Raw genomic sequence first — 13,392 nt, 5'->3', positions numbered from 1 at the left:
GTCGTGGTCACTGCGCGGCCGCCTCGCGGGCGATCTCGTCGAACCGGGCGCTCATCGCCTCGGACAGCGCCTTCGCAGCCGACAGCGGGCGCACCATCACCGTGAAGTCGTCGATCTTTCCGTGCTCGTCGAAGTGCAGGAAGTCGCAGCCCTGGAGCTTCTTGCCGCCGACCTTCGCGGTGAAGACGAAGGCGTGGTCGCGGCCGTCGGGATTGGCGATCTCGCGGACGTAGGTGAAGTCCTCGAAGACCTGGATCACATGGCGCAGGATCGCGGCGGTGACCGCCTTGCCGGGGTACGGCGTGAAGGCGACCGGGCTGGTGAAGACGACGTCGTCCGCCAGCAGGGCTGCCACGGCGTCCATGTCGCCGGCCTCGACGGCCTTGCGGAAGGGATGCATGAGACCCCCACCTCCCATAGTCAATAAGTTGAATAGATAGCGGGGAGGCTAGAGGCCTCAGAGTGGCCCTGTCCAGAGAGTCTGCGCATGGACTTGATCACCTTATTGACTAGTCGCAATTCTGATAGATTGGGTCAATGGCATTGCGGAACGCGGTGATGGCCGCACTGTTGGAGGGCGAGGCGTCCGGTTATGACCTCGCGAAGGGGTTCGACGCGACGGTCGCCAACTTCTGGATGACGACACCTCAGCAGCTCTACAGAGAGCTGGAGCGCATGGAGGCCGAGGGGCTGATCGCGGCCCGGGTCGTCGAGCAGGAGCGTCGCCCCAACAAGCGACTGTTCTCGCTGACGGAAACCGGGCGGCAGGCTGTGCGCGCCTACACGGCGGCGTCTGCGAGCCGGCCCGTGGTCATCCGGGACGAGTTGCTGGTCAAGGTGCAGTGCGCGGACGCGGGGGACGTCGAGGCGGTGCGGGCGGCCGTCGCCGAGCGCATGGAATGGGCCACGGCCAAGCTGGCCCGCTACGAAAAAATGCGCCGGCGTCTGCTCGACGGGCGCTCGGAGGAGGCTTACTTCACCGAGGCCGAGCGCATCGGTCCGTACCTCACGTTGCTGCGGGGGATGGCGTTCGAGCGGGAGAACCTCGCGTGGGGGGACATGGCGCTGCGTCGACTCGGGCAGCGTGCGGCCGCCGATACTCCGTGAAGTGACTGGATCGGGTGCGTCCTTCGACCGTATGAGGGGAAGCCGCACAGCGGCCACCGATCCGCGCTCGTGGAGCGGCGGACCGCCCGGACCGCCCGCACCGGTCCGCTCGGCCACCGGCGATCCGTCTCCGGGCGGCCCCGGCCGGATCGGCTGATCACCAGCCGCGGGCTCTCCACTCCGCCAGTTGCGGCCGCTCGGCCCCGAGTGTCGTGTCGTTCCCGTGGCCCGGATAGATCCACGTCTCGTCAGGCAGGGGGCCGAACACCTTCTCCTCCAGCCCGTCCATCAGGCTCGTGAACTCCACCGGGTTCGTCGTCCTGCCGGGACCGCCCGGGAAGAGGCAGTCCCCGGTGAACACGTGCGGATGCCCGTGCGGGTCGTCGTAGACCAGGGCGATCGAACCCGGCGTGTGGCCCACCAGGTGGCGCGCGGTCAGTTCCACGCGCCCGACCCGGATCGTGTCGCCGTCGCCGACGGGTACGTCGGTCGCCACCGGGATGCCCTCGGCGTCGTCCCGGCCCGCAAACGTACGGGCGCCGGTGGCCGCCACCACCTCGGCGAGCGCCTGCCAGTGGTCCCCGTGCCGATGCGTCGTGACGACCGAGGCGATCCCGTCGTCCCCGATCAGGGTGAGCAGGGTTCCGGCGTCGCTGGCGGCGTCGATCAGCAGCTGCTCGTCGGTGGCCCGGCAGCGCAGCAGGTACGCGTTGTTGTCCATCGGGCCGACGGCGACCTTGGAGATCATCAGGTCCGGCAGCTCGTGCACATCCGCAGGACCGCCGACCTTCACCGCTCCGCTGTACGTCATGGTGGCAGCCTATAGCGGGGGCAGCGGCGGGAGAGCCCCTCCTTCGACGCGCAGCGCGGTGCCGTCGCGGCGGCCCGCGAGCCAGCCCAGGAGGGTCGGCGCGGTGCCGGTCACCGTCACTTCGGATCCGGAAGCGGCGCTACCGGTGGTCCACACGTGCGTGCCGTCCGTCAGGCGCGTGTGAGGCACGTCGGGATGCCCGGTGAAGCGGTCGACGAGGAAGTCGATCTCCCGCTCCACGAACTCACGCGGAAGATCCTCCAGCTCGTACCCGATGCCGAGGTCCACGTGATGGAGCTCCACCTCGATCCAGCGCCGGAAGGGCAACCGGGACGCCGATTCCGTGACCCCGTTGCGCAGCTCGACCGTGCGGGCCCGGTCCGCGGGGAGCGAGGCGGCGTCCTGGAACCGGTCCGCGCTGTCGCGCACGTCGGCGAGCTGCGCCTTCAGGGGCCGCGGCGCGTCCCGCCCGATGTCGAGGTCCCGCGCTTCCTCGGAGACGTACATGGGGCGCCCTTCGAGCACGTTCACCAGTGCGTCCGCGTTACGGGCGAGATGAGCCAGGACGTGACCCCGGCTCCAGCCGGGCAGCCGTGACGCGTCGGTCACAGCGGCGTTGTCCAGTGCGGCGGCTGCGGTGAGGAGCCGGTCCGTCGCTTCTCGTACAGAGGCCAGGTCACGTGCGTGATCCATCATGCCGCCGACCCTAGCCCCGCCACACCTTCGGGTGAAGCGGTCCGGCCACCCCCGTAAATCGAATGCGCGTGCTATATGGTCGAGTGCGGCGTCGGGCATGCTGGAAGGCCCGGGATTGTTCTGGAACGGGGAAACAGGACCGGCGTTGTCAGTGGCTCCCCCTAGTCTGTGAAGACGGGGGCTCTGGCCCCTGTCATTCACTCAAGAAAGGTGCGGACCGGCGTGGCCGACCGTCTCATCGTCCGTGGCGCGCGCGAGCACAACCTGAAGAACGTCTCGCTCGACCTGCCACGCGACTCGCTCATCGTCTTCACGGGCCTGTCGGGGTCGGGCAAGTCCTCGCTGGCCTTCGACACGATCTTCGCCGAGGGGCAGCGCCGGTACGTCGAATCGCTCTCCTCCTACGCCCGGCAGTTCCTCGGGCAGATGGACAAGCCGGACGTCGACTTCATCGAGGGTCTGTCCCCGGCGGTCTCCATCGACCAGAAGTCGACCTCGCGCAACCCGCGCTCGACGGTCGGCACGATCACCGAGGTCTACGACTACCTGCGGCTGCTCTTCGCGCGCATCGGCAAGCCGCACTGTCCCGAGTGCGGCCGCCCGATCTCCCGCCAGTCGCCGCAGGCCATCGTCGACCGGGTGCTGGAGCTGCCCGAGGGCAGCCGCTTCCAGGTCCTCTCGCCGCTGGTGCGGGAGCGCAAGGGCGAGTTCGTCGACCTCTTCGCGGACCTCCAGACCAAGGGGTACAGCCGCGCGCGGGTGGACGGCGAGACCGTCCAGCTCTCCAACCCGCCCACACTGAAGAAGCAGGAGAAGCACACCATCGAGGTGGTCGTCGACCGCCTGACGGTGAAGGACTCCGCCAAGCGCCGCCTCACCGACTCCGTGGAGACCGCCCTCGGCCTCTCCGGCGGCATGGTCGTGCTCGACTTCGTCGACCTCCCCGAGGACGACCCCGAGCGCGAGCGCATGTTCTCGGAGCACCTGTACTGCCCGTACGACGACCTGTCCTTCGAGGAGCTGGAGCCCCGTTCCTTCTCCTTCAACTCGCCCTTCGGCGCCTGCCCCGACTGCTCCGGCATCGGCACGCGCATGGAGGTCGACCCCGAGCTGATCGTCCCGGACGAGGACAAGTCGCTCGACGAGGGCGCCATCCACCCCTGGTCGCACGGCCACACCAAGGACTACTTCGGCCGCCTCATCGGAGCCCTCGCGGACGCGTTGGGATTCCGGACCGACATCCCCTTCGCCGGACTCCCGCAGCGCGCGAGGAAGGCCCTGCTGTACGGCCACAAGACGCAGATCGAGGTGCGCTACCGCAACCGGTACGGACGCGAGCGGGTCTACACGACGGCCTTCGAGGGCGCCGTCCCCTTCGTGAAGCGGCGCCACGGCGAGGCGGAGAGCGACGCCAGCCGTGAGCGCTTCGAGGGCTACATGCGCGAGGTGCCCTGCCCCACCTGTGAGGGCACCCGGCTGAAGCCGATCGTCCTCGCGGTCACGGTCATGGAGAAGTCGATCGCCGAGGTCGCCGCCATGTCCATCAGCGACTGCGCCGACTTCCTGGGCAAGCTGAAGCTCAACACCCGCGACAAGAAGATCGCCGAGCGCGTCCTGAAGGAGGTCAACGAACGGCTGAGGTTCCTGGTCGACGTCGGCCTCGACTACCTCTCGCTGAACCGCGCGGCCGGCACGCTCTCCGGCGGCGAGGCGCAGCGCATCCGTCTGGCCACCCAGATCGGCTCCGGTCTCGTCGGCGTCCTCTACGTCCTCGACGAGCCCTCCATCGGTCTGCACCAGCGCGACAACCACCGGCTCATCGAGACCCTGGTCCGGCTGCGCGACATGGGCAACACACTCATCGTCGTCGAGCACGACGAGGACACCATCAAGATGGCCGACTGGATCGTCGACATCGGTCCCGGCGCGGGCGAGCACGGCGGCAACGTCGTGCACAGCGGCTCCCTGAAGGAACTGCTCGACAACGCGGAGTCGCAGACCGGGCAGTACCTCTCGGGCCGGAAGGCCATCCCGCTGCCCGACATCCGCCGCCCGCTCGACCCGACCCGCCGGCTCACCGTGCACGGCGCCCGGGAGAACAACCTCCAGGACATCGACGTCTCGTTCCCCCTGGGCGTCTTCACGGCCGTCACCGGTGTGTCCGGCTCCGGCAAGTCCACGCTGGTCAACGACATCCTGTACACGCACCTGGCCCGCGAGCTGAACGGCGCCAGGAACGTCCCGGGGCGGCACACGCGTGTGGACGGCGACGACCTGGTCGACAAGGTCGTGCACGTCGACCAGTCGCCCATCGGCCGTACGCCCCGGTCCAACCCGGCGACGTACACCGGCGTCTTCGACCACGTCCGCAAGCTGTTCGCCGAGACCACCGAGGCGAAGGTCCGCGGCTATCTGCCCGGCCGCTTCTCCTTCAACGTCAAGGGCGGCCGCTGCGAGAACTGCGCGGGCGACGGCACCATCAAGATCGAGATGAACTTCCTCCCGGACGTCTACGTCCCGTGCGAGGTCTGCCACGGCGCCCGGTACAACCGGGAGACCCTGGAGGTCCACTACAAGGGCAAGTCCATCGCCGACGTACTGAACATGCCGATCGAGGAGGCCACGGACTTCTTCGAGGCCGTCCCCGCGATCGCCCGTCACCTCAGGACGCTCAAGGATGTCGGCCTCGGCTACGTCCGGCTCGGGCAGTCCGCGACCACCCTGTCCGGCGGTGAGGCGCAGCGCGTCAAGCTCGCCAGCGAGCTGCAGCGCCGTTCCACCGGACGCACGGTCTACGTCCTGGACGAGCCGACCACCGGACTGCACTTCGAGGACATCAACAAGCTCCTCAAGGTGCTCTCCGGCCTGGTCGACAAGGGCAATACGGTCATCGTCATCGAGCACAACCTCGACGTCATCAAGACCGCCGACTGGGTCGTGGACATGGGACCCGAGGGCGGCGCCGGCGGTGGCCTCGTGATCGCCGAGGGCACGCCCGAGGAGGTCGCCGGGGTGCCGACCAGCCACACGGGCAAGTTCCTGCGGGAGATCCTGGGCGCCGACCGGATCAGCGACGCGGCCCAGGTGAAGGCCCCGCGCAAGGCCGCGGCCAAGCGGACGGTCGCCGCCGGGGCGCCCGCGAAGAAGACGGCGACGGCCCGGACGGCCACGGCGGCCACCGCCAAGAAGGCCGCCCCCGCCAAGAAGGCCGCCACCGCCACGAAGAAGGCGGCCACGGCCACCAAGAAGGCCGCTCCGGCGAAGAGGACCACGCGGGCCCGCGAGGACTGAGGCGGCGTCGCGGCGCCTGACCGACAGGTCCGCCGAAATCCGGAAAAGTGCGGTGGCCCGCGGGAACTCCCCGCGGGCCACCGCTCGTTCTTCTCTCAACTGCCCTGGTCCTGTGGCCAGTCAGCCCTCCCGCGCCTCGGGCTCGACGAACCGCATGTCCAGTCGCACCTTGACAACATCACCGAGAAGCCCGGCCCCGAAGTCCAGCCCGTAGTCGCCGCGCCGGATCTCACCCGTCGCCTCGAACCCGGCGCGCCTGCGCCCGTCGCCGGGTGGGTCCACGAGCCCGCCGAACCGGACGGCGAGCCTCAACGGACGGGTCACGTCCCCGATGGTCAGGTCCCCTTCCATCGACCACCTCTCGCCCGCCCCGCGCACTCCCGTCGAGCGGAAGGTCATCGTCGGACGCCTCTCGACATCGAGCAGGTCCGCCGAGCGTGTGCGCGCGTCACGGTCGGCGTTCCCGGTGTCGAGGGAGGCGAGGGCGATCTCCGCGCCCACCCGCACGTCGTCGGCCGTCACGCCGATGTGCAGCTCGGCCGTGAACCGCTCGAACCGGCCTCGCACCTTGGCGATCCCGAGGTGCCGGACCGTGAAGCGCACGGCCGAGTGGAGCGGGTCGAGTTCCCAGTCGCCGGGGGGCAGGGGCAGAGCGCCGGCGGTGGGCCGGCGCGGAGCGTCGTCATGCGTCATGCCTCCACCATCCGCCGTTTCGCACCCGGGCGGGCGGTCCGGTCGGGGGTGGTGGGGCGAGGGCACCCCTCGGCAGCGGCACACCCTGTACGTTCGACGGGTGAGCGACAACGAGTTGGCCGCCTTCCTGCGCAGCCGCCGCGAGGCCATGACCCCGGCCGAGGCGGGACTGCCCACCGGTCTCCGCCGCCACGCACCCGGCCTGCGCCGCGCCGAGCTGGCCACCCTCGCCGGGATCGGCGTCGAGTACCTCACCCGGCTGGAACAGGGCCGCGACCACACCCCCACCTCTCAAGTGCTCGGCGCCCTCGCGGACGCGCTGTGCCTGTCCGTGCCGGACCGGGTACTGCTGCGCCGACTGGCCGGGGGGAGCGGCGACGACAGGACGGTCCGCCCGGCGGCCGCTCCGCCGGCCCGGACCGTGCGCCCCACCGTCCGAGCCCTCCTCGACCGGCTGGAGCCCACCCCGGCCGTGCTCCTCAACTGGCTCGGCGACATCGTGGCCCACACCTCCGGCTACGAGCGCTTCGCCCGCCCGCTCGGTCTGCTCGACGGGGACCCGCCCAACGTCACGCGGTATCTGTTCACCGACGAGCGGGCCCGCGCGGTGTATCCGGGCTGGGAGCGGCTCGCCGACGAACAGGTCGCCCATCTGCGCCACGAGGCCCCGCCCCACGACCCGTATGTGGCCGCCCTGACCGACGAGTTGACGGTCACCGCGGGAGCCAGGTTCACCCTGCGGCTGAAGGGCGTACCGGCCATGCCGATGCGCAACGGCACGGATCTCGTCGAGCATCCGCAGGCGGGACGGCTGCGCCTGGCGTACGAGACGCTCGCGCTGCCGGACGACGGGCAGCGCCTCATGGTCCACCTCCCGGCCGACAAGGCCACGGCCACCGCCCTCGGCCTCCTCGACAGCCGTGAGCCGGGTGCGCTGCGCGCGGTCGGCGGCTGACCACGCGAACATTCCAGGGCCCGCGGGCACCGTGCCGGGCACCGCGGGCGAAAACGCCGAGCGGCCCGGACAGGACACCCCGCGCGAAGGGTCCTAGACCTCGCCCACCTCCGCCGCGTACGGCGGCTCGGCGCCCGCCCGGGAGCAGGTGATCGCCGCCGCGCGGGCGGCGAAGCGGAGCAAGCGGGTCCACTCGTCGGCGCCGAGGGCGGAGAGGCCCCCAGCGGAGAGGGCGTCCCGCGTCGACAGGCCGTGGAGGAGGGCCGCGTTGACCGTGTCGCCGGCCCCGATGGTGTCCACGACGTCGACCTTCTCGCCGGGTACGGAGTGTTCCGCGCCGGCGCGGGTGCGGACGGTCAGGCCGTCACCGCCGCGGGTGACCACGACCGCGGCGGGCCCGGAGTCCAGCCACTGGCGGGGGGTGCCGCCCAGCCACCGCGCGTCCTCCTCGGAGAGCTTGAGCAGCGACACCGAGGGCAGCCAGCTCCGGAAGCGGGCCCGGTAGGCGTCCGCGTCGGGAATCAGCCCCGCCCGGATGTTGGGGTCGAGGGCGGTGAACACACCCCGGGCGGCGGTGGTGTGGAGCAGCTTCTCGTAGGCGCTCGCGCCGGGTTCGAGGACGAGAGAGCAGGTCCCGAAGGAGACGGCCCGGGTGCCCGGGGGCAGCCGGTCGGGGGTCTCGAACAGGCGGTCGGCGCTGCCCTCGACGTAGAAGGAGTACCGGGCGGAGCCGTCCTCGCCGATCGAGGCCAGGGCGAGGGTCGTCGGTTCGGGCCCACGCTGCACGGACGCCACCTCCACGCCCGCGTCGCGCAGGCCGTCCAGCAGGGTCTCGCCGTAGGCGTCGTGGGACACCCGTGAGCAGAAGGCGGTGGGGGAGCCGAGACGGCCGAGCGCCACGGCCGTGTTGTAGGGGCCGCCGCCGCGCGCCGGACGCAGATCCACGAGCGCGCCCGCACCCTGCGGAACCAGGTCGATCAGGGCTTCACCGGCGACGACGATCACGAGGCGGATCCTTTCTCGGGGACTGTCGGCCGGAAAGTATCGCAAAGGCGTGCGCACCATGACGGACGGTCGTCCCGGCGCGGGCCCCGTGCCTCCCGGCCGTCACTCCCAGTCCCAGCCGATGCCCACGACCCCCGTCCGCACCCGTGGCTCGACGAGGTGGACCGAGCGGTGCGGGCCGCTCAGAGGAAGGATCTGCCGGCCGCTGCGGGGGGCCGCGGCGGAGTGCTGGCTGAAGCGGTGGCAGCGCAGGGGCAGGGCCCGTTCGTCGAAGCGGACCTGGAGGGCGTACTGGCCGCCCGTGGAGCGGAAGCCACGGACGTACTCGGTGCACTCACCGGCCGTGCCGTCGTCGAAGCCGTAGCGGAAGAGGTACGTGTCACCGCTGCGCAGCCAGGTGTCGAAGAGGAGTTCGGCGACGAGGACGCCGGTCTCCCGGTCCCAGCGCACCCTGCCGCTGCGGCAGTTCTCCAGGGCACGGACGGCCATCCGCTCCGGCGCGCAGCCCGGGTCGCCGTGATGGACGGCCACATAGCGGTCCACGCCGTCCTTGTGGGCGCGCACGATGTGCTGGGACTCGCGGCCCAGCAGCTCCCGGCCCGCGCCGACGCGGACCCGCTCGTGGTGGCCGACGGTATGGACACCGCCGTCGAGCGGCACCCGCAGTTCGCCGAGGAGGCGCTCCAGGACGTCGGAGGCCTCCACGACCGAGCGGTACGAACGGCCGGCGGGGCGCTCCGGGCCGGGGTGGTCGTCGGCCCGGGCGAGCAGCCGGATCAGGGACTCGTCCGGCAGCTGGAGGATCTCCTCCAGGGCTCGCACGGCCCGCAGCGACTCGGGACGCTGGGGGCGCCGGGCGCCCTGCTGCCAGTAGCTGAGACTGGTGACACCGACCTTGACCCCGTAGCGCGAGAGGTGGTGCTGCACGCGCTGCAGCGGCAGGCCGCGGGCGGCGATCGCGGCGCGCAGCGCGACATGGAAGGGGCCGCCCCGCAGGACCGACTCCAACTCCGCCGTGGCGGCGTCCGTGACCGTCGCGACGTCCGCGTGCTCTGTGGCGTGCCGCATGCAGAGACCTTTCTGTTGAAGAGAGCGCGACGAGTAGTGGTCGGACCACGCGGGCCGAGGGGGCCCAGTGGATTCTCGGGGCCCCGGGCCCCGCCCCCACCCCGCGGCCGTCGGCGACCGTCCGTCCGAACCCCCGTCCGAACCCCCGTGCGTACCGCTGCCTCTGTCCGCACCTCCGTCCACGCGTCCGTCCGTCCGCGCATCCGTAGGGAGGGCTCCTTGCCCCGAGTTCCTCCGCATTGAAGCGTGTTGACCAGGTCCCGACAACACCTGATGCGTCACATGGCCGGACACCGACGGCAAGATCCTCAACGCGCCAGGGGCCCCTGATCAGGCCCCAGCAGGTCCCGTAGCGCCCGCCCCGAGAGCTTCGACTTGTGCAGAAAACCCCGGGCGGGGCTGGCGGCGACGAGTTCCTCGAAGTCGTCCAGCGGGTGCGTGGAGGTGAGGATGATGACGGACGCGGCGGTGCGCGCGAGCCTCGGGGCGAGCTCCAGACCGCTCTCGCCGTCGAGGTCGATGTCCAGCAGGACGAGATCAGGGGCCAGTTCCAGGGCCCGTGCCAGCGCCTCCGCGCCTGTGCGGGCCACACCGACGACGCGGATCCCGTCGCGCTCCAGCAGCGTACGGGCAGCCTCCAGGAACCGGGCGCTGTCATCGACGAGGAGACAGCGCGTGGACATGCGCACAGCCTCGCAAGGCGGTCATGGACGCACATTCCGGCTAGCGGGAAAGAGTGGGCCCCGCCGCGCACCCTCCGGTGGAATGTGCCCACGTCCTGTGCCGGAACGACGGGTTCACTCTCACCCAGGGAATCGGGCGCGACACGAGGAGTAGCATGTCGCTGCCCTGGGGGCCGTACCCTCCGGTCAAGTGGGGGTGTGCGATGCAGAAACAGCGCCGGGACCTCGGAGAACGTCCCGTCCGCCGTGCCCTGTTGTCGGGTTCGGCGGCGGCCGTCCTGCTCCTCGCCGGATGCAGCGGCGGCGACGGCGACGGCCGGGTGGACGAGGAGGGCAAGGCGGCGGCCGACACGACCTGCGACGGACGGATCGAGGGCACCGCCCACATCACGATGTGGTTCCACGCCGGGCAGAGCGGAGAACAGAGCACGCTCAAGAGCCAGGTCAAGGAGTTCAACAGGTCCCAGCGGCAGGTGCGGGTCGAACTGGTCACCCTGCCCGAGCAGCGCCCGTACAACGAACTCGTCCTGTCCGCGGCGGCCAGCGGCGACCTGCCCGACCTGCTCGACTTCGACGGCCCGAACCTCTACAGCTACGCCTGGTCCGGCACCCTCAAGCCGATCGACTCCTGCGTACCCGCGAGGACCCGCAAGGACCTGCTTCCCTCCATCCGCGAACAGGGCACGTACGACGACCGGTTGTGGGGCGTCGGCACGTTCGACTCCGGACTCGGCCTGTACGTACGGCCGTCGGTGCTCAGGAAGGCGGGCGTGCGCGTCCCGAAGGGCGTCGACGACGCCTGGACCGCCGACGAGCTGACGCGGATCCTGCGCAAACTGCGCGCACAGGGCTACGAGGCGCCGCTCGACCTGAACTTCACCGACTCCCGCACCGCGGACGAGTGGAACACCTACGCCTTCGCACCGGCCGTGCGGTCGGCGGGCGGCGACCTCATCGACCCCGAGGAGTTCCGCACGGCCGACGGATTCCTCAACGGCCCCGAGGCCGTCCAGGCACTCACCACCATGCAGAGCTGGGTGAAGCAGGGCTATGTCGACAGGGACGAGAAGAAGGACAGGAGCGCGTTCGTGAAGGGCCGCAGCCCCATCTCCTGGATGGGGCACTGGAAGTACGGCGAGTTCAGCAAGGCGTACCCGGGCGACGTGGCGATCGTGCCGCTGCCCGACTTCGGCACGGGTACCGTCACCGGCATGGGCTCCTGGCAGTGGGGCATCCCCTCGGGGGGCGCCGACGGCGACGCGGTGTGGCGTTTCCTGGAGTATCTGCTGCGGCCCGAGCAGGTGGCGAGGATGAGCGAGGCCAACGGCGCGATCCCCGCGACGGAAGGGGGCGTGAAGCTGTCCCCGCTGTACGACGAGGGCGGCGCGGAGCGGCTGTTCATCGAGCAGCTGCGCAGCGGCGCCGCCCGGCCGCGGCCGCAGACACCGGCGTACCCGGCGGTCACCGTCGCGTTCTCGCACGCGGTCGCCGACATCGTCTTCTCCGGAGCGCCCGTCCAGAAGACGCTGGACAAGGCGGTCGAGAGCATCGACCAGGACCTCGCGGCCCACGACGGATACCCCAAGAGCGGACCATGACCCGAGCCGCCGGACCCCGGCGCAGCACGCCCCGCCCGGCGGCGCTCCTGCTCTGCATGGCCCTGCTGCTCGCGGGCTGCGAGGCGGGCGGGGACGGCGACGAGGACCCCCGGCGTGCCTCCGACGCGACCTGCGACGGGCGGATCGACGCCCCCGCGCAGATCACCATGTGGTACCACCGGCCGTCGGCACGCGGCGAACTGGAGGCCCTGCGCGCCCAGGTGAAAGCCTTCAACACCGCCCAGGACGACGTGACCGTCCGGCTCGTCCACCATCCGAAGGGCGACCACGACGAACTGGTCCGCAAGGCGGCCGCCGACGGCGAACTGCCGGACCTGCTCGACTTCGACGCCCCGAAACTGTTCAGCCACGCCTGGGCCGGCGACCTCCGGCCGATCGACTCCTGCGTCCCGAAGTCCCTGCGCGCCGACCTGTTGCCGTCCGTCCTCGAACAGGGCACCTATCGCGGCAGGCTGTGGGGGCTCGGCACGTTCGACTCCGGACTCGGGCTGTACGTACGGCCGTCGGAGCTGAAGAAGGCGGGCGTACGCATCCCGCGGGGCGTCGGCGACGCCTGGACCGCCGACGAGTTCACCGGCATCCTGAAGAAGCTGCGCGCTCACGGCCACGAGCGGCCGCTGGACCTCCAGCTGCAGTGGGCCGACACCGAGTGGGGCACGTACGGCTTCGCACCGGTGCTGTGGTCGGCGGGCGGCGACCTCATCGACCGCTCCACCTATCGAACGGCCGACGGTGTGCTCAACGGGCCGCGGTCGGTCCAGGCACTGACCACGCTGCAGGGCTGGGTGAAGACGGGCTACGTGGACGCGAACAAGGACTTCGAGGCCTTCCAGAAGGGCAGAACCCCGGTGTCCTGGGCCGGCCACTGGTCGTACGGGCGCTACACCGAGGCCCACCCGGGCGACGTGGCGATCGTGCCGCTGCCCGACTTCGGCACGGGAAGCGCCACCGGCATGGGCTCCTGGCAGTGGGGCATCCCCGCGGGCACGGCGGACGGCGACGCCGTGTGGCGGTTCCTGGACTTCCTGCTGCGCCCCGAGGAGATCCTGCGGATGACCGAGGCCAACGGGGGGATTCCCGCCACCGGAACCGCGATCGAGCGGACCGACGCCTTCGCCGAGGGCGGCCGCGCACGCCTCTACATAGAACAACTGCGCGCCGGGGCCGCACGTCCCCGGCCGCAGACCCCCGCCTATCCGGCGATCACCGAGGCCTTCTCCCACGCCTTCGCGAAGATCATGGGGGGAGGGGCCGTGCGGCCCGCGCTGGACGAGGCGGTGCGGGCCGTCGACCAGGATCTGGCGGACCACGGGCACTACCCCCCGACCGGACCGTGAGGCCCGGCCGTGCTCCGCCCGCCGTCCCACGGACGTACCCCCGCCCCGCGCCCCACCGAGGTCCGCCGGCCCGCCACGGGCGCGAGCCGCGTCCCGTTCCTGGCGCGGCTGCGCGTCGGCCCCAAGC

The 13,392-nt window shown here is 71.2% G+C and carries 12 protein-coding genes; 5 read left to right on the top strand and 7 right to left on the bottom strand.

Annotated elements, in window-relative coordinates:
* Positions 1 to 7 precede the first annotated feature (7 nt).
* On the bottom strand, positions 8 to 400 hold the full coding sequence (locus tag STRBO_RS0128840) for a nuclear transport factor 2 family protein (RefSeq protein ID WP_005477968.1): 393 nt from the start codon (positions 398 to 400) through the stop codon (positions 8 to 10).
* A gap of 137 nt (positions 401 to 537) precedes the next feature.
* On the opposite strand from STRBO_RS0128840, the gene STRBO_RS0128835 reads away from it, so the two are divergent.
* Complete coding sequence (locus STRBO_RS0128835) at positions 538 to 1,107, top strand: PadR family transcriptional regulator (protein ID WP_005477967.1); 570 nt, start codon at positions 538 to 540, stop codon at positions 1,105 to 1,107.
* Between the two features lie 157 nt (positions 1,108 to 1,264).
* Here the strand turns inward: STRBO_RS0128835 and STRBO_RS0128830 are convergent, their stop codons facing one another.
* Positions 1,265 to 1,918, bottom strand: coding sequence for an MBL fold metallo-hydrolase (locus STRBO_RS0128830; RefSeq protein ID WP_005477966.1), 654 nt, complete (start codon positions 1,916 to 1,918; stop codon positions 1,265 to 1,267).
* Positions 1,919 to 1,927: 9 nt separating this feature from the next.
* On the bottom strand, positions 1,928 to 2,614 hold the full coding sequence (locus STRBO_RS0128825; protein WP_020115218.1) for a maleylpyruvate isomerase family mycothiol-dependent enzyme: 687 nt from the start codon (positions 2,612 to 2,614) through the stop codon (positions 1,928 to 1,930).
* Between the two features lie 222 nt (positions 2,615 to 2,836).
* On the opposite strand from STRBO_RS0128825, the gene uvrA reads away from it, so the two are divergent.
* Positions 2,837 to 5,905, top strand: a complete 3,069-nt coding sequence (gene uvrA / locus STRBO_RS0128820; protein WP_020115217.1) for an excinuclease ABC subunit UvrA — start codon at positions 2,837 to 2,839, stop codon at positions 5,903 to 5,905.
* A 120-nt stretch (positions 5,906 to 6,025) separates the two neighbouring features.
* On the opposite strand, the gene STRBO_RS0128815 is transcribed toward uvrA, so the two are convergent.
* The gene (locus tag STRBO_RS0128815; RefSeq protein ID WP_005477961.1) at positions 6,026 to 6,598 is read right to left on the bottom strand and encodes a YceI family protein; all 573 of its coding nucleotides are present in this window, start codon (positions 6,596 to 6,598) and stop codon (positions 6,026 to 6,028) included.
* Positions 6,599 to 6,698: 100 nt separating this feature from the next.
* On the opposite strand from STRBO_RS0128815, the gene STRBO_RS0128810 reads away from it, so the two are divergent.
* Positions 6,699 to 7,553 carry a helix-turn-helix domain-containing protein gene (locus STRBO_RS0128810; RefSeq protein WP_005477959.1) on the top strand — a complete coding sequence of 285 codons (855 nt, stop codon included), beginning with the start codon at positions 6,699 to 6,701 and terminating at the stop codon, positions 7,551 to 7,553.
* 93 nt (positions 7,554 to 7,646) lie between these two features.
* On the opposite strand, the gene STRBO_RS0128805 is transcribed toward STRBO_RS0128810, so the two are convergent.
* The 3 genes from STRBO_RS0128805 to STRBO_RS0128795 form a co-directional block, all read right to left on the bottom strand.
* On the bottom strand, positions 7,647 to 8,558 hold the full coding sequence (locus STRBO_RS0128805; RefSeq protein ID WP_005477957.1) for a carbohydrate kinase family protein: 912 nt from the start codon (positions 8,556 to 8,558) through the stop codon (positions 7,647 to 7,649).
* A 102-nt stretch (positions 8,559 to 8,660) separates the two neighbouring features.
* Positions 8,661 to 9,626, bottom strand: a complete 966-nt coding sequence (locus tag STRBO_RS0128800; protein ID WP_005477955.1) for a hypothetical protein — start codon at positions 9,624 to 9,626, stop codon at positions 8,661 to 8,663.
* A gap of 308 nt (positions 9,627 to 9,934) precedes the next feature.
* The gene (locus tag STRBO_RS0128795) at positions 9,935 to 10,309 is read right to left on the bottom strand and encodes a response regulator (RefSeq protein ID WP_005477953.1); all 375 of its coding nucleotides are present in this window, start codon (positions 10,307 to 10,309) and stop codon (positions 9,935 to 9,937) included.
* Positions 10,310 to 10,512: 203 nt separating this feature from the next.
* Between STRBO_RS0128795 and STRBO_RS0128790 the strand changes: the two genes are divergently transcribed.
* Both STRBO_RS0128790 and STRBO_RS0128785 read left to right on the top strand, forming a co-directional pair.
* Complete coding sequence (locus STRBO_RS0128790; protein ID WP_005477951.1) at positions 10,513 to 11,907, top strand: ABC transporter substrate-binding protein; 1,395 nt, start codon at positions 10,513 to 10,515, stop codon at positions 11,905 to 11,907.
* Positions 11,904 to 13,265: an ABC transporter substrate-binding protein gene (locus STRBO_RS0128785; protein WP_020115215.1), complete on the top strand. Its 1,362-nt coding sequence runs from the start codon at positions 11,904 to 11,906 to the stop codon at positions 13,263 to 13,265. The genes STRBO_RS0128790 and STRBO_RS0128785 overlap by 4 nt, the downstream gene beginning before the upstream one ends.
* The last annotated feature ends 127 nt before the right edge of the window (positions 13,266 to 13,392 follow it).

It is taken from the genome of Streptomyces bottropensis ATCC 25435 (genome assembly GCF_000383595.1).
In the GTDB taxonomy this organism is placed as follows: domain Bacteria; phylum Actinomycetota; class Actinomycetes; order Streptomycetales; family Streptomycetaceae; genus Streptomyces; species Streptomyces bottropensis.
The sequence above is the reverse complement of the archived record's forward strand: the minus strand, read 5'-3'. Positions and strand labels throughout refer to the sequence as shown.